Here is a 15572-nt window from a genome sequence, read left to right as displayed (position 1 = left end):
CCGGAACCGCTTAGCCGGAACCGCTATTCGGCGAACAGCCCCCGCTCCGTCGCCTTGGCGTCGAACTCCTCCAACCTGGCCTGCGCGTCCGGCAGTTCGTCGCACATCGCCTCCAGTAGCACCCGCCCCAGCAGCATCGGCGCGCAGGCCGTGTCGAAGGCCAGGCCGGTGCCCACGGCCGCGGGCAGCAGGAGGTCGCTGTGGTGCACCACGGGCGCGAAGGCGCTGTCGGCGACGGTGACCACCCGCAGCCCGGCGCCGCGCGCGTACTCCAGCGCCTCGACGACCTCGCGCGGGTGGCGCGGCAGCGCGAAGCAGAGGAGGGCGGTGCCGCCCGCCCGTACGGCCGCGTCCACGCGGTCCGCGAGCATCGTGCCGCCCTCGTCCAGGAGCCGTACGTCCGGGTGGACCTTCCGGGCGAAGTAGGTGAATCCGGCGGCCTGGGCGGAGGCGGCGCGCAGCCCGAGGACCGGCAGCGGGCGCGAGTGGGCGAGGAGCCGGCCGGCCTCGGCGACGGGCTCCGGGTCGGCGAGGAGCGCCGCGAGGTGGCGCAGGTTGTCGATCTCGGCGTGCACGGCCTGCTGGTATTCGTTGTACGAGCCCTCGCCCGCGAGCCGCCCGGCGGGGGCGACCTCGCGCAGGTGCCGGCGCAGCGCCGGGTAGCCGTCGAAGCCGAGCGCGACGGCGAAGCGGGTGACGGAGGGCTGGCTGACGCCGGCCAGTTCGGCGAGTTCGACGCTGGAGTAGAACGGCGCGTCGCCGGCCTGCCGCACCATGCAGTGCGCGATGCGCCGCTGGGTGGGGGTCAGCCGGTGTCCCTCGAAGAGCTTCTGGAGCCGCGCGGCGGCCCCGGAAACCCCTTCTGAGCTGCCGTTTTCGGTGGCGCTCCCGCCATTGCCCTGCATGCTGTCCTCCTGGCGTTTCCCGCCGGACTATTGACTTCTATTCACTCACCTATGACTGTGCATGACTATATGCAGCCCCGGGCCCCGCCCGAACGCACCGCCATAGGGAGGCACGGGATATTGGCCATCGAACGCCGCTCCATCGACGTCGTCCCGGACGACGAACGCCATGGCACCGCCTTCAGCCAGTTCACGCTCTGGCTCGGCGCCAACCTCCAGATCACCGCCGTCGTCACCGGCGCGCTCGCCGTCGTCTTCGGCGCGACCGCGCTCTGGGCGCTGGTCGGGCTGCTGCTCGGCAACCTGCTCGGCGGCGCCGTCATGGCGCTGCACTCCGCGCAGGGGCCCAAGCTCGGGCTGCCCCAAATGATCTCCTCCCGTGCCCAGTTCGGCGTGCGCGGCGCCGTCGTGCCGCTGCTCCTGGTCATCCTCATGTACATCGGCTTCTTCGCCAGCGGCACGGTCCTCGCCGGCCAGGCGGTCGGCGAGCTGACGCACCTCGGCGACACAGCGGGCATCGTGATCTTCGCACTGGTCACCGGCGTCACGGCAGCCGTCGGCTACCGCCTCATCCACGCGCTCGGCCGCGTCGCCTCCGTCGTCTGCGCCGTCGCCTTCCTCTACCTCGGCGCGCGCCTGCTCCACCGCGCCGACCTCGGCGCGCTGCTGCACGATCGCTCCTTCGGACTGCCCGTCTTCCTGCTCGCGGTCTCCCTGGCCGCCTCCTGGCAGCTCGCGTTCGGCCCGTACGTCGCCGACTACTCCCGCTATCTGCCGCGCTCCACCTCCGGCCGGGCCACGTTCTGGTGGACGCTGGGCGGCTCCGTGCTCGGGGCGCAGTGGTCGATGACCTTCGGGGCGCTGGCGGCGGCCGCCGCGGGCGGCGCGTTCGTCGGGCACGAGGTCACCTACATCGTGGGCCTGGGCGGGGACGCGGCGCTGATCACCTCGGCCCTGTACTTCGTCATCGCGTTCGGCAAGCTGACCATCAACGTGCTCAACACCTACGGCGGCTTCATGTCCATGGTGACCAGCATCGGCGGCTTCCGGGAGCAGCGGACGATCACGCCGCGCGCCCGCGCCGCGTACATCGCCGGGATCATGGTCGCGGGCACGGCGGTCGCGCTGCTCGGCAAGGACAGCTTCCTGTCCTCCTTCAAGGACTTCCTGCTCTTCCTGCTGACCTTCTTCACGCCGTGGAGCGCCGTCAACCTGGTCGACTTCTATCTGATCTCCAAGGAGCGCTACGACATCGCGGCGCTCAGCGACCCCGCCGGGCGGTACGGCGCGTGGCGCGCGCCGGCCCTGATCGCGTACGGGGTGGGGGTGCTGGCCCAGTTCCCGTTCCTGGCGACGTCGTTCTACACGGGGCCGCTGGTCGGTCCGCTGGGCGGCGCGGACATCTCCTGGATCGTGGGGCTGGTCGTGCCGGCCGCCCTGTACTGGCTGCTCGCGCGCGGCGGTGCGGCGGCCGACGGCGCCGCACCGGAGGAAGGGCCTACGCCGGCGGCAGCAGCTTCTTCTGCGGCTTCCCCATCGCGTTCCTCGGCAGCTCCTCGATGAAGCGGACCCGGCGCGGCCGCTTGTGCGCCGAGAGCCGCCCGGCGACGAAGTCGATCAGCTCGCCGTCGCCGACCCCGTCGGCCACCACATAGGCGACGATCTCCTGCCCGAGGTCCTCGTGCGGGACGCCGACGACGGCCGCCTCGCGCACCGCCGGATGGTCGAGCAGCGCGTTCTCCACCTCGCCCGCGCCGATCCGGTAGCCGCCCGACTTGATCAGGTCGGTGGAGGCGCGGCCGACGATGCGGTGCGCGCCGTCCGCCTCGATGGCCGCGATGTCGCCCGTACGGAACCAGCCGTCGGCCGTGAAGGCGGCGGCCGTGGACTCGGGGCGGCCGAGATAGCCGTCGAAGAGGGTGGGGCCGCTGATCTCCAGCTCGCCGATCTCCGCGCCCGGCTCGGCGGCGATCCGGGTGCGCACGCCCGCGATCGGCGTCCCCACAAAGCCGGGCCGCCGCTCGCCGTCGGCGCGGGCGGCCACGGTGATCAGCGTCTCGGTCATGCCGTACCGCTCCACGGGCCGCTGCCCGGTGAGCGCTTCGAGGTCGCGGAAGACGGGGGCGGGCAGCGCCGCGCTGCCCGACACCAGCAGCCGGGCCCCGGCCAGGGCGCGCGCGGCGTCGTGGTCGCGGGCCACCCGGCCCCAGACCGTGGGCACCCCGAAGTACAGGCTGCCGCCCGCCGCCGCGTACGCCTGCGGGGTCGGGCGGCCCGTGTGGACGAGGCGGCAGCCGGTGCGCAGTGCCCCGAGCACGCCGAGGACCAGCCCGTGCACATGGAACAGCGGCAGTCCGTGGACGAGCGTGTCCTCGGCGCTCCACTGCCAGGCGTCCGCGAGGCCGTCGAGCCCGGCGGCGACGGCGCGGCGCCCGATGAGCGCGCCCTTGGGCGCGCCGGTGGTGCCCGAGGTGTAGAGGATGAACGCCGCCGCCTCCGCGGACGGCCGCGCGACCCGGAACCCGGCGCGCTCGCCCATGTCCACGGTCAGCTCCTCGCCCGCCCCGAGCACGATCTCCGCGCCCGAGTCGCGCAGGATGTGGTCCCGCTCGGCGGGCCCCGAGTCCGGCGGCAGCGGCACCACGGGCACCCCGGCCAGCAGGCCGCCGACCACGGCGGCCACCGTCTCCAGCGTGGCGTCGGCCCGTACGGCCACGGATTTCGCGCCCGCGATACGGGCCGCCACCGCGCCGCCCGCGTCCAGCAACTCCGCGCGGGAGCAGGGGCGGCCCGCGACGGTCAGCGCGTCGGGGCGGTCGGGGGCGTCGGGGTCCGTCAGAGAGGTCAGCAGGGAGGCGGAGTCGTGCACGGCTGCTCCTTCCACGGGGCCGGGTCGGCCCCACCGCGAATACGGGGGTTAGCCCCACTTTCACGGGGCTTCGCCGACCGTATCGTTGCCGTTATGACGGCCCGCGACCCAGAGTTGAAGAAGGAGCTCGACGCCACCTTGCAGACCCGCAAGGAACTGGGCGTGGAGTACGAGTCGGAGCTGGTCGACTCGTTCCTGGAGAAGGTCGAGCAGAAGCTCGACGGAACGCTCGACAAGCGGGTGCGACGCCGCCTCGCCGAGCAGCAGATGTCGACGGCCCGGGGACCGCAGCAGCGGCCGGGCGCCGGCCCCGGCGTGGACGGCTTCGGCGAGCGGTTCGGCTTCGCCGCCGTCTCGCTGGTGCTCGCCATCCCGCTGTCCGCGATCGGCGCGGTCAACGCGGGCCTCGCGGGGCTGCTCGTGACCTGGGTCGGCATCGTCGGCGTCAACGTCGTCAACGCGGCGGGGTACGTGCCCTGGTTCCGGCAGCGGACCCGCAAGGGGGACGACGACTGGTCGTAGAGCCGGCCGCGGGGGACGGACGGCCCGCGCCCGCGGGCGCGGCCACGGGGGAAGAACGGCCGGGGAGTGGCGCGGGGACCGCCGCACCCCGGCCGGAGCCGGGGGCGGGACGACGGCGGTCCCCGCGAGGGACGCGGAACCGGGTGAGGACCGGCGCTCGCGCCCCGGGCGTCCGCGGAGGTCCGGGAGCCGCTCCGGAGGTCCTTGACGCCACACGGGTGTCGGTTCGAACGGACGTCCTCGCCGACACCCCTCAATATGCCGGTCCCGTGTTAAATGCGTGCTGCGGGCGCGTGACTCATACGTACCGTTTACGCGAAACAAGCGTCCCCTGTCGGCCTGTTCACTCCACGGCGACGTCCTGGGCGCTGCCCTTGCGCTCCGGCGCCCGGCCCTCCTCCTGCGGCAGCCGGCGCTCCAGGCGCAGCATCAGCACCGAGCCCAGCCCGGCGAGGAGGCCCACGGTGAGCCAGGGAAGCAGCCGGTTCTGGCTGAAGAGCAGGCCGAACAGGCTGGGCGCGATGACGCTCGCGCCGGCGAAGGCGTACTGGAACGCCGCGAGGTAGGTGCCCCGCGAACCGGCCGGCGCCGCTGCCGCGGCGAGCGCGTTCGACACGGGCCCGTAGGTCATCTCCGCGGCGGAGAAGCACACCACCACGACCACCAGGAACGGCACCAGCGCCGCGGACGGCAGCAGGGCGGCCGTCGCGGTCGCGGCGCACCACACCACCCACAGCCCGCCGGCCCACGCCATGGCGCGGGCGCGGGTGCAGCGGCGGCGGACGAAGCGGCTGACCGCGGCGGTGCAGGTGGCCAGCAGCGCGGTGTTCAGGGCCAGCAGGGCGCCCGGCGCCCAGCCCGGCCCGTGCAGGCCCTCGACGACGTAGGCGGGCAGCGAGAGGGCCAGGAAGTTGCTGCACAGGGAGAAGATCGTGCACGTCCCGATCAGCGCGAGGTAGGGCCGGTCCCGCAGCAGCGCGGGGAGGCCGGAGCGGCCGGAGCGGTCCTCCCCCGCCGCCGGCTGCTGGGCGTGCGAGGTGGTCGGCACCGCGAAGACGACCGTCAGGGCCGCCGCCAGGAACGCCAGCGCGCTGCCGAGGATCAGCCCGTCGTAGACGCGCGAGGAGTCGGCGGCGAGCAGCGCGCCCGCGATCAGCGCCCCGCCGCCGGCGCCCGTCTCGCGGAGCATTCCGGTGCGCGCGAACCAGTACTCCTTGGCGTCCACGCCTTTGGCGGACGTCCCCTCGGCGTCCGCCTGGTCGGCGATGAGGGTGAAGACCGAGGACCAGTAGACCCGTGTGCCGGCCTTCATCACCAGGACGGCGACCACCAGCGAACTCGCTCCGGAGACCGTCAGATAGAGCAGGAAGCCGAGCCCTTGCAGCGCCTGCCCGCCGGCGACCACCAGCCGCGGCCCGATCCGGTCGACCAGCCGCCCGATGGCCAGCGGCACCGGCAGGGCCGCCGCGCTGGCCACGCTGACGAGCACGCCGACGGTCCCCAGGTCCAGGTCGGTGACCCGGAGGAAGTACAGCAGCGACAGCGGGAGGTACAGGCCCGTGCCGAGCGAGTCGATGCCCACCGCCGCCAGGAGCGGCCATCTCCTCGGGCCGCTCCGTCCCGTGCCGTAGTCCCTCGCCGCCCGTGCCACGCGATGCACCACCCTCGCTCCGCCCCGCCTGTGTGAGACCTTCGCCGTACGTGTCGCGGGCGTCGGCGTCCCGTGCCCTTTCCTTCCCGTTCTCCCCTACGGATTCCCGGCGTTCCGGCCGCGCCGGTCAACCGAACCATCGCTCCAGTTCGAGCGCCACGCCGTCGTCCTCCGCCGCCGCGGTGACCGCGTCGGCCGCGTCACGGACGTCCTGGGGCGCCTGCGCGACCGCGACGCCGCGGCCGGCCTCGCGCAGCATCTCGATGTCGTTGCACCCGTCGCCGATGGCGAGCACGTCGGCGTCGGCCAGCCCGAGTCCGGCGCGGACCTGGCGCAGCCCCGACGCCTTCGAGACGTCGAGCGGCGTCAGGTCCAGCCAGGCCGACCAGCCGACGGTGTGGGCCGTGCCCCTCAGATCGACCTCGCCCGCCAGCCGCGCGAACTCCTCGGGGGTCGCCGCCGGGTCGCGGACTATCACCCGGCCGGCCGGGCGGGCGAGCAGGTCGGCGAGCGGGGCCAGGACCGTCTCGCCGGGCAGTTCGCCCGCGGGGAACGGCGCGGTGACGCGGTAGCCGCTCTCGTACTCGACCGCGACCAGGGCCGACGGCCGCCGGGCGAGGAAGGCCCGCACCGCCGGCGCCGGGTCGAACGTCTCCTGGCGCACGGTCTCCAGCGGCGCGTAGCGGCACAGCACCGCGCCGTTGCTCGCCACCATCCACAGCCGGTCGCCGCGCTGCCCGTACAGGCCGAGGCGGTCGGCGACGCGGGTCATGCCCAGCGGGGAGCGGCCGGAGCAGAGCACGACCTCGGCGCCCGCGTCCAGGGCGGCCCGCAGCGCCTTGAGGATCTTGCTGCCGGCCGGTTCGGGCGCCGCTTCCTCCCCCTCGGTCCAGGCCGGGAGGGTGCCGTCGATGTCGAGCGCCACCAGGCGCGGGCGCCACCTCACGCCGGCTCCAGGAGTACGCGCATGAGCCTGGCCAGCGGGACGGCGGACGGGTCCCCGGCGTCGTCCACGGCCTTCGCGAGCGCCGCCGCGAGGGGCGCGGACTGGCCGGGCCGCCGCCCGAACACCTTGCCGTAGCCGCGCGGCGTGACCCCGCTGAACGGGGCGACCCGCACCTTGTCCGGCGCGGCGCCGTCGAGGGTGAGGGCGTCCGCGTGGAAGGGGTAGCGCGCGGAGTCGGCGGGCCCGAGGAAGCGGACCTTCGAGACCCCGGTGACGATGAGCTGGCGCAGGCACTGCCGGCACGGCGGCCGGGTGACCACGGCCTCCGCGCCCACGACGTCGGCGCCGTGCCGGGCGGCCGAGGCCAGGGCCGCCAGCTCGGCGTGGACCACCCGGCCGAGGCTCTCCAGCGCCCGCGCGACGCCGTCGTGGCCCGGCCCGCTGTCGAGGTCGGCGACGAACCGCGCGGCCAGCGCCCGGAGGTCGCCGAGGCTCCCGCCCCGGTCCTCCTCGGCGAACTGGAGCACCGCGCGGACCAGCGCCACCTTCGCCTCGTGCGCCGGGTCGACGCCGCCCAGCAGGTCGCGGGCGTCGTCGGGGGAATCGGCCCAGTACTGGCCGCCGCCCGCGCGCGGCACCTCGTTGGTGCCCAGCGCGATGACGTCGCCCACCTCGTCGAGGAGGGCGCAGCCGACGCTGCCGCGCATCCCCGCGGACCGGCCCGCCTGGGCCTCCGCGAGGAACATCGCGTGCTCGTACCGGTTCGGCCGCAGGTCCGGGCCGCCGGCCAGGGTCGCCGCCGCGCCGTCCAGCCCCGGCCGGCCGTCGCCCTCCGGGGCGACCACGTAGTCGGCCAGGCCGAACATCAGGCCCTGTCCGGACGGCCCGTCCGCGCGGGCCAGCAGCCGGAAGTCGGGGCCGAGGAGCTTGTCGAGCACGGCCGACCAGCGCCACGGGTCGGGGAGCGGCACCACGAGGGCGTCGTGGTCCCGCATCCGGTGGACGAGCGTGGTGAGGACCTCCTCGGCCGGTACGGCGTCCGTGACGGCGAAGAGCCCGGTGTCGGTGGAGACCGTCAGACCGCGCTCCTTGAGCATGCCGTGGACGGCGTCGAGCGAGCTGTCGGCCAGCTCCGGGGTCAGGGCGACGACGGTGCTCACGCGCTCACCGCGCCGTCGCCCCGGCCCGGCAGCGCGCGCCGGTCGTAGAGCTCCGTGCCCTGCCGCCGGTGCACGAACCGGCCGTGGCCCTCGGGCCCCACCCACTGCCCCTTGCGGACCAGCGGCTCCCCCCGCAGGAGGACGGCGTGCACGCTCCCCCGCAGGGCCAGGCTCTCGAACGCCGAGTGGTCGACCCGCATGTGGTGGTCGGACGGGCCGGTGCGCGTCACGCCGTTCGGGTCGAGGAGGGTGATGTCGGCGTGCGCCCCCGGCGCGAGCGACCCCTTGTCGGGGTCCATGCCGAACAGCCGCGCGGGGGTCGTGGCGGTCACGTCGACGAACCGGGACAGCGGGATCTTCCCGCGGAGCGCGGCGTCGTAGAGCAGGGGCGCCCGGTACTCGATGCCCGCGATGCCGCCGGGCAGCTTCGTGAAGTCGCGCTGATCGGCCGGGAAGAGGGTGGACCGGCAGAACGGGCAGTGGTCGGACGACACCACGGACAGGTCGCCCGCCGCCAGCGCCCACCACAGCCGCTCGCGGTGCTCCTCGGTGCGCAGCGGCGGCGCGCACACGAAGTCGGCGCCTTCCTCCCACGGCCGGTCGAGCTCCGCGACGTCCAGGTAGAGGTAGTGCGGGCAGGTTTCGGCGAAGACGGGGAGCCCGCGCCTGCGGGCGTCGGCTATCGCGTCCAGCGCCTCGGCGGAGGAGACGTGGACGAAGTAGAGCGTGGGCATCCCGGCCAGCTCGGCGAGGAAGATGGCGCGGCGGGTGGCCTCGCCCTCGATGGCCGGCGTGGCGGTCCTGGCGTGCCACGGCAGGGACAGGTGGCCGCGTTCCCTGGCCCGTTCCCGCAGGAACTCCATGGCCAGGCCGTTCTCCGCGTGGACCATCACCGTGACGCCGAGTTCCGCGGCGCGTTCCATAGCGGCCAGGAGCCGGCTGTCGTCGCTGTAGAGGTCGCCGGGGAACGCCATGAACAGCTTGACGCTCGGCACGCCGGCCGCCACGAGCTGCGGAAACTGTCCGAGGGACGTCTCGTCGACGTCGCCGACGATCTGGTGGAAGCCGTAGTCGACCGCGCACCGCCCGCGGGCCCGCTCGCTCGCGTCGGCGAGCCGGTCGAGGAGGTCCTCACCGGGTCCTTGGCGGACGAAGTCGACGACCGAGGTGGTGCCGCCGAACGCCGCCGCCCTGGTGCCCGAGGCGAAGTCGTCCGCGGTCGAGACGCCGGCGACCACGGTCTCCAGATGGGTGTGCACGTCGACGAAGCCCGGCGCCACGTGCAGGTCCGTGGCGTCGATGACCTCGTCGGCGTCGGTCGCCGTTCCCGGCGCGCGCCACGCGTCGATGCGGCCGTCGCGGACCACCAGGTCCACGGTGTGCGCTCCGGACGCGGTCAGGACGGTGCCGCCGCGGATGGCCAGTGTCGTCATCGGGTCGCGCCTCCGTCGTATCGCGGGTCCGCCGGTCGCCGGTCGGCGCCGCTGCCCGTATCAAGGTCCGTATCGATGCCCGTATCGATGCCCGTATCAAGGTCCGTATCAAGGTCCTTAGCAAGGTCCGTATCGAGGTCCGCAGCAAGATCCGCGGCAAGGTCGATATCGATATCGATGTCCCGCGCCTCGGCGAGCACGCGGACGAAGGCCCGCTCGCGCGCGAGGAAGTCCTCGCGGTTGCGCCGCAGCAGCTCGGTGATCGCGCCGACGTCGCGGGTCGGGCGGTTCGTGACGTCGCGCAGCAGGCCGTTCTGGCTGAGCTGGTGCAGGTCCGAGGAGACCGACTGGGTGGTCGAGAAGCGCATCGGGATGGAGATGTTGCCGTCGGTCAGGGTCTCGACCTCGTGGACCCAGAACGGCGGGATGTAGAGGATCTCGCCCGCGGACAGGACCCCCTCGTAGCGCACTTCGCCGGACCAGTCGGGCTGGGCCGCGAGGCTGAGCCCCGGCGCGGGCGCCAGGTCGTAGCGCTCGTCGTCCTGCCACGCCGACTGGAGGTTCACGGTGTCGAGCGGGTGGACCAGGGTGTAGCGCTTGGCGCCCCGTACCTGGATCAGGAAGCTGTGCCACCAGTCGTGGTGTCCGGGTGTCACGTTCCCCGCCTGGCTGAACCAGACCCCGGTCGCCTCGGGCCGGTACGCGGCGCCGACGTCGGGGACCGTGAAGTCCCGTGCCAGCTCCTCGTATCCGCGCTCGGCGGCCCCGATGCGGAGGTAGAGCGAGCCGTCGACGATCCGCCGCTCCCCGAAGAGGTGCGCGAGGGCGTCGCCGAAGGTCATCGTCTTGGTGGCGTTGACCTGCTTGAGCACGGTGTTGCGCGCCGCCTCCCCGGTCACGAAGGGGGCGACCTCGACGTCGCCCATCCGCTCGGTGAGCGAGGCCAGGCCCCAGTCCGTGCAGCACGCCCACCGCGCGGCGACCCCGGTGATGAGCAGCGGCGTCTCGCCGAGCATCGGCCGTCCGTCCGTACCGCCGCGCACCGGCAGCACGTCCACGCGCGCGGCCTCCCGGCCGGTCACAGGGCGGCCTCGGCGGTGATGGAGGCGTCCGCGGCGGCCCATCCCGTCGCGGGCCAGCCGGGGTGGCTCTCGTACGCGGCGTCGAAGACGCGGATCTGGTGCTGGAGGCTCCGGGCGTAGGCGAACATCATCTTCTCGCGGGCCTCCGCGGTGGTCGCGCACTCGTCCATCACCGCGGCGTGGGCCTCGGCCATCGCGCTGCCCGCCTTGTTCGCGTAGTACTGGGCCCAGGCGCCGAAGGCGGGCGGGCCCTTGATGTCGACGCCCTTGTACCGCTCCCCGACGACCCGCGTGAACATCGCGCACGGGTACAGGGCGGCGGCGATCTCGCCGATGCCGCCGTCGAGCCCCGTCTTGAGCATGTGGTTGGCGTACGCCTCGCGGGCCGGCGTCAGCGCCCCCGCGTCGAAGCGCACCGCGGTGTGCCCCAGGCTCTCGACCAGCGACTGCTTGAAGCCGGTCTCCTCGGTGACGAAGTACTCGGAGAGCAGGTTCGCCGTCGTCCTCGACCACGCGGAGCCCGTGGGCGACTTCGTCAGCCCGAGCGCCAGCGTGCGGTGGATGTAGGGGATGAACGGCGCGTCGTCGACCTGGAAGGCCAGGAACCGCCCGGTGGTCATCCTCCCCCGCTCCAGGTCGGTCAGCCAGGGGTGGTTCTCGTACGCCTCCCAGCCGGCCGCCGTCGCCTCCCGGCACTGGTCGGTGAAGGTGGTCGGCGCCTGTGCGCCGGTGTCGGCAGCGCTCACGTTGTCACCTCTCCGCTGTCGGCGATCAGCCATCGCGACAGCACGTCGTCGTACGGGACGGCCGGGTTTCCCGGTGTCGTGGTCACGGTGAACTCCCACTCCCCGCCGGGCGGGGAGGCGATGTCGTGCGCCGCGAGCGGCGTCGGGAAGAACCGCTCGGAGGCGAAGAGGTCCGCCGGGTACGTCGCCCAGTCGCACGACGCGAGCGCGAGGCAGACCTGCGCGCCGACGGGGCTTTCGAGCATGTTGCCGACGACCGCGCCGACGCCGGAGCGGGCCGCGAGCTCCCCGATGTCGGCGGCGGCGCGCAGACCGCCCACGCGTCCGGGTTTGACGTTGACGTATCCGCAGCTGCCGAGCTCCAGGGCGGTCTCCAGGTCGTGGAGCGAGCGGACGGACTCGTCGAGGCAGACCGGGGTCTCCAGCCGCCGCTGGAGTTCGGCGTGGCCGAGCAGGTCGTCCTCGGCCAGCGGCTGTTCGATCATGGCCAGGCCGAGCGGGTCCAGCAGTGCGAGGCGGTCGATGTCGTCCCGGCGGAACGTCGCGTTGCAGTCGACGTGGAGGGTGGCGCCGGGGAACGCGCGCCGCACCTCGCGGAGTTGGCTGATCTTCGTCCCCCGGCCCATCTTCAACTTGACTCGCGGGCATCCGGAGCCGACCGCGTCCGCGATCTTCGCCAGCAGTTCACCGGTGTCGGCGTGGATGTCGAAGTCCGCGCCGGCCGGCACCGCCGCGCGCGTCCCGCCGGCGTACGAGCTGAGCGGGCGCCCCTCGATGGCGCCGCGCAGCGCCCACCAGGCCGTCTCGACGGCGGCCTTGGCGAAGGTGTTGCCCCGGATCTCCGCGAAGAGGCCGGTCAGCGCGTCGATGTCGTCGACGGCGGCCCCGGCCAGGCGGGGGAGCAGGTAGTCGCGCACCAGCGTGAACGTCGGCTCTCCCCACTCCCCGCAGAACCGCGGCCAGGTGCCCGGGGCCGCCTCGCCCCACCCGGTCGTCTCCCCGCTGGTGAGCCGGACGAGCACGGTGTCGATGTCGGACTGCGCCCCGAACGACGTCTTCCAGGGCTCCTTCAACGGCATGCGCAGCATGAACACCCGCGCGGAATCGATCTGCATGGGCTCCTTTCCGCTGTCCGGCCCGCCAGGGGGCCTCACCGGGTCAGCTCACGAACGGCTCGCGAGCCACTTCTTGGCCTGTTCGGCGTACTGCGGCGCCCACTGCGGGCTCCAGCGCCGGAAGTAGACGTGCATGTTCAGGGCGTGCAGCGCATTCCCGAGCTCGATGCGCCGCTCCCAGTCGCCGGGCATCGGGCACGCCGCGTCGTAGGCCGCGAGGAAGGCCGCCCGGCCCTCTCCGAACGCGTCGAAGATGTGCTCGTCGAGCTTGCCGAAGTCGCGGAACCGGTCCGCGTACGTGGCGTGTTCGAAGTCCAGGACGCAGCTGATCCGGCCGTCGCGCACCAGGAAATTGGGCAGCCACAGGTCGCCGTGGTTGAGGGCCGGGACGTTCGCCGAGTCGTCCAGCCCCGCCACGGCGGCGCCGATCGCGGACCGGAGGGCGTCGGCGTCGCCGATCAGGGAGAGCTCGGCCCCCGGGATCAGCGCCTCCACCTCGGCCTCGACGGACTCCTTCAGCGTCGACGCCACGGGCCCGCCCAGCACGGGCCCGAAGTGGGGCCCCCTGATGGCGTGCAGCCGCCCGATGACGTCGCCGAGGTCCTCGACCAGCGCCGTCCGCTGTCCGAGGTCGAGGGACTCCCACACCTCGCCCGCGGCGTCGCCCTCCTCGTACTCCTGGATGAGCAACGGGCCGTCCATGGACGGGTCGTGCTCCACCAGCCGCCGATACCGCACCACGGGGATGCCGTGGTCCGCCGCGACCTTGGCGTTGGCCACGAGCCGCCGCAGATGCTCGGGGTCCGGCTCCCGCTGCGGCACCTTGACCAGCAGCCGGCCGTCATCGGTGTCGGCCACCCACTGCTTGCTCGTGTAGCCCTTGTCGAGCGGGCGGACCGAGGTGACCCGGCTGTCCGGGCACTCCCTTCCCAGGATGTCCCGGATCGTGCTCGCGGTATCGGTGGACATGGAAATCACCTGCTGTTTGCTGGGGAAAGACGGGTCGGGACCTGCGTCGGAGCGATCTTGAGGCGCCCCTGCATCAGGACAACGTAGGCCATGCGCATGGCCGTAGCGCCCCGCCGGACCCGTTCCCAGACGAGATCGGCGACGCCGAGCCGCGCCGCCTCCGCCATGAGGAACACCACCGCGTCACGGGATTTGGCCGAGTGCCCCATCTCCACGTTGTCGTCGGCGATATGCAGCCGCGTGAAGCTCGTGTCGTACCCGAGGCCGGTCAGTCCGTCGGCCTTCGAGATGCCGGCGGTGCCCAGGCCGTGGAACTCGCAGACCATGTTCACGCCGACGATCTCCGGCAGCCGGCTCGCCGGGAACTCCGCGACGGCCAGCCGGAGCACCGGGGCGTGGAAGCCCTCGTCGAGGAAGTCGACGTCCTCGACGAACTCCCTGGTCCAGAACTTGGGGAGCCGGTGGCCGAGCCCCACGAGCAGGTCCTCGTACAGCACGCCGTGGCTGTGGCCGGGCTTGCCGTTGCCGATCTCGTCCCAGTAGATGTCGTAGAGCAGCCGCTCGGTGTCCGACAGCGCGACGCTCCGGGTCAGCCCCTGTAGCCACGCGCCGTCGACCAGGTTGTCGGCCGCCCCGTGGAAGCTGCGGTCGTGATGGGCCCGGCCGCCGTCGGTCACCGGCGAGACCGGGGCCGACGCCATGGCCTGGTAGGTCGCGTGCATCCACTCCGGGAACTCCTCGGCGTCGTAGCGCTCGGGGAGTTCCCAGGTGAACACCGGCTTCTCCATGCGCTGCGCCTCGTCCAGCCAGTAGGCGACGAAGGCGGCGGCCCGGCGTACGGTCCGGGCCCGGTCGTGCCCGACGACGAGGTCGCGGAACAGCTGCCGGGTCTGCGGGCCGTCGAACACGGCGGGGACCGGCTCGTCCTGCGAGCGGCCGGGCCCGGACCGCCCGCCGCTCGCGGACGGAGACTCGACCAAGGACACGGACAAGGACTCGGACAGCGACGGCGCGGGGACCGCCCGGTCGCCGACGGGGTCGGCGAGCCAGGTGATCCAGCGCCGGATGACGGCGATGTCCTCGGCGCTGAAGATCTTGCCCATCGGCGCGTGCACCGGCGTGAGCGTCGTGAGGAACGGGCTCCGGTCGGGCGCCCCGGCCTTGATCCAGTTCGACGTGGCGAGCGCGTCCAGGAGGTCCTGGCTCCCCTCCGGAGACCGGTCGAAGTACTGGTCCAGCGGGGTGCCGTGCAGCGCGGACGTGCCGTGCGCGTGGCGCGCGGACGGCGTCTTGCGCTCCACGAGGTCCCGCATGGCCGACTCCGGCGCGCGCAGCGCGTTGAGGCAGATCCGCCGCCACTCGGCCCGGTGCAGGCGGACGGCGTCGTCCAGCAGCCGCGCGAACCTCTCGAAGCGCCGGGCGCCGTCCGGGGCGAGGCCGGAGTCGGTGAACTCGCGCAGCGCCGCGGCGACGTCCGGCGCGACCTCGGCCGGCCGCAGCCGCTCGGGCGCGGGCCAGTCGACGCCCTCGGTTCCGTCCGCGACCGCCGCGAGGCAGGAGGAGATCCAGTCCGGGATCGCGTACAGCGCGCCGGTCAGGGTCGGTTCGACGACGGCCAGCAGCTCGGGCGTATAGCGGTACGGCGAGTTGGCGAGCGCGAGGAGGATGCCGGGCAGGAGGTACGCGGCCTCGTCCAGCCGCAGGGACCGCAGGTAGGCGTCGCTGCCCACGTCGCCGCTCGGCTTGCCCAGCTCGCGCAGCAGTCCTCCGGTCGCCTTCGGCAGCCGGCCCTGCCGGCCGGGCGCGAAGCGGTACGCGTGGCTCAGTTCGGCCAGCCGCGCGCCGGTGGGCAGATGGCAGAACGGCGCGCGGGCGAACGGGGCCAGCCAGACGCCGTCCTGGTCGGCGAGGACGGCCAGCTGCCGGGCGGCGGCCGCGGCGACCACCCGGATCTCGTCCGCGCCGAGGTCCGCGAACTCCGGTTCGTCCGCGCGGAGTTCGCGCTCCAGTCGGTCCAGTTCGCCGGCCGGTAACGGCGGCGCCTCGATCAGTCCGTCGAGGAAGCGCTCCGCGCGCGCCAGCTCGTCGGGCGCGGGCTCCTTGACGCCCAGCCCCCGGTACAGCCCGGTCAGTGATCCCATCGAAAACCTTCTGTGTGTGTGATCAGGTCACGT

The 15572-nt window shown here is 73.5% G+C and carries 13 protein-coding genes; 2 read left to right on the top strand and 11 right to left on the bottom strand.

The annotated features are described in order from the left end of the window. Positions 1-23 precede the first annotated feature (23 nt). Positions 24-905, bottom strand: a complete 882-nt coding sequence (locus AB0I49_RS31720; RefSeq protein WP_363230594.1) for a MurR/RpiR family transcriptional regulator — start codon at positions 903-905, stop codon at positions 24-26. A gap of 69 nt (positions 906-974) precedes the next feature. Between AB0I49_RS31720 and AB0I49_RS31715 the strand changes: the two genes are divergently transcribed. Further along, positions 975-2468, top strand: coding sequence for a cytosine permease (locus tag AB0I49_RS31715; protein ID WP_363230654.1), 1494 nt, complete (start codon positions 975-977; stop codon positions 2466-2468). Here AB0I49_RS31715 and AB0I49_RS31710 read toward each other — a convergent pair. Then, complete coding sequence (locus AB0I49_RS31710; RefSeq protein ID WP_363230593.1) at positions 2404-3774, bottom strand: acyl-CoA synthetase; 1371 nt, start codon at positions 3772-3774, stop codon at positions 2404-2406. The genes AB0I49_RS31715 and AB0I49_RS31710 overlap by 65 nt on opposite strands. 93 nt (positions 3775-3867) lie before the next feature. On the opposite strand from AB0I49_RS31710, the gene AB0I49_RS31705 reads away from it, so the two are divergent. After that, on the top strand, positions 3868-4296 hold the full coding sequence (locus AB0I49_RS31705) for a hypothetical protein (RefSeq protein WP_363230592.1): 429 nt from the start codon (positions 3868-3870) through the stop codon (positions 4294-4296). A 343-nt stretch (positions 4297-4639) separates the two neighbouring features. Here the strand turns inward: AB0I49_RS31705 and AB0I49_RS31700 are convergent, their stop codons facing one another. The 9 genes from AB0I49_RS31700 to AB0I49_RS31660 form a co-directional block, all read right to left on the bottom strand. Continuing rightward, entirely contained in the window at positions 4640-5959 is a 1320-nt protein-coding gene (locus AB0I49_RS31700) for an MFS transporter (RefSeq protein WP_363230591.1), read from the bottom strand. 115 nt (positions 5960-6074) lie between these two features. Beyond that, a complete protein-coding gene (locus AB0I49_RS31695) occupies positions 6075-6893 on the bottom strand; it encodes an HAD family hydrolase (protein ID WP_363230590.1) in 819 nt (272 codons plus the stop codon). Continuing rightward, positions 6890-8053, bottom strand: coding sequence for a hypothetical protein (locus AB0I49_RS31690; RefSeq protein ID WP_363230589.1), 1164 nt, complete (start codon positions 8051-8053; stop codon positions 6890-6892). The genes AB0I49_RS31695 and AB0I49_RS31690 overlap by 4 nt, the downstream gene beginning before the upstream one ends. After that, positions 8050-9486: a dihydropyrimidinase gene (gene hydA, locus AB0I49_RS31685; protein WP_363230588.1), complete on the bottom strand. Its 1437-nt coding sequence runs from the start codon at positions 9484-9486 to the stop codon at positions 8050-8052. The genes AB0I49_RS31690 and hydA overlap by 4 nt, the downstream gene beginning before the upstream one ends. Then, on the bottom strand, positions 9483-10568 hold the full coding sequence (locus AB0I49_RS31680; protein ID WP_363230587.1) for a cupin-like domain-containing protein: 1086 nt from the start codon (positions 10566-10568) through the stop codon (positions 9483-9485). Before AB0I49_RS31680 ends, hydA begins: the two co-directional genes overlap by 4 nt. Further along, a complete protein-coding gene (locus AB0I49_RS31675) occupies positions 10565-11314 on the bottom strand; it encodes a hypothetical protein (protein ID WP_363230586.1) in 750 nt (249 codons plus the stop codon). Before AB0I49_RS31675 ends, AB0I49_RS31680 begins: the two co-directional genes overlap by 4 nt. Continuing rightward, positions 11311-12429 carry an o-succinylbenzoate synthase gene (gene menC, locus AB0I49_RS31670; protein ID WP_363230585.1) on the bottom strand — a complete coding sequence of 373 codons (1119 nt, stop codon included), beginning with the start codon at positions 12427-12429 and terminating at the stop codon, positions 11311-11313. The genes AB0I49_RS31675 and menC overlap by 4 nt, the downstream gene beginning before the upstream one ends. Before the next feature lie 48 nt (positions 12430-12477). Beyond that, positions 12478-13398, bottom strand: a complete 921-nt coding sequence (locus AB0I49_RS31665; RefSeq protein ID WP_363230584.1) for an aminoglycoside phosphotransferase family protein — start codon at positions 13396-13398, stop codon at positions 12478-12480. Positions 13399-13403: 5 nt separating this feature from the next. Beyond that, positions 13404-15539 carry an iron-containing redox enzyme family protein gene (locus tag AB0I49_RS31660; RefSeq protein WP_363230583.1) on the bottom strand — a complete coding sequence of 712 codons (2136 nt, stop codon included), beginning with the start codon at positions 15537-15539 and terminating at the stop codon, positions 13404-13406. Positions 15540-15572: the final 33 nt, after the last annotated feature.

Origin of the sequence: Streptomyces sp. NPDC050617 (assembly GCF_040654795.1) — a bacterium.
Lineage (GTDB): Bacteria > Actinomycetota > Actinomycetes > Streptomycetales > Streptomycetaceae > Streptomyces.
The sequence above is the reverse complement of the archived record's forward strand: the minus strand, read 5'-3'. Positions and strand labels throughout refer to the sequence as shown.

Excerpts from the sequence above, each read along its gene's own strand:
- AB0I49_RS31720 (WP_363230594.1), bottom strand. The coding sequence starts at position 905 with ATGCAGGGCAATGGCGGGAGCGCCACCGAAAACGGCAGCTCAGAAGGG.
- menC (WP_363230585.1), bottom strand. The coding sequence starts at position 12,429 with ATGCAGATCGATTCCGCGCGGGTGTTCATGCTGCGCATGCCGTTGAAG.
- AB0I49_RS31715 (WP_363230654.1), top strand. The coding sequence starts at position 975 with ATGCAGCCCCGGGCCCCGCCCGAACGCACCGCCATAGGGAGGCACGGG.
- AB0I49_RS31660 (WP_363230583.1), bottom strand. The coding sequence starts at position 15,539 with ATGGGATCACTGACCGGGCTGTACCGGGGGCTGGGCGTCAAGGAGCCC.
- AB0I49_RS31665 (WP_363230584.1), bottom strand. The coding sequence starts at position 13,398 with ATGTCCACCGATACCGCGAGCACGATCCGGGACATCCTGGGAAGGGAG.
- AB0I49_RS31705 (WP_363230592.1), top strand. The coding sequence starts at position 3,868 with ATGACGGCCCGCGACCCAGAGTTGAAGAAGGAGCTCGACGCCACCTTG.
- hydA (WP_363230588.1), bottom strand. The coding sequence starts at position 9,486 with ATGACGACACTGGCCATCCGCGGCGGCACCGTCCTGACCGCGTCCGGA.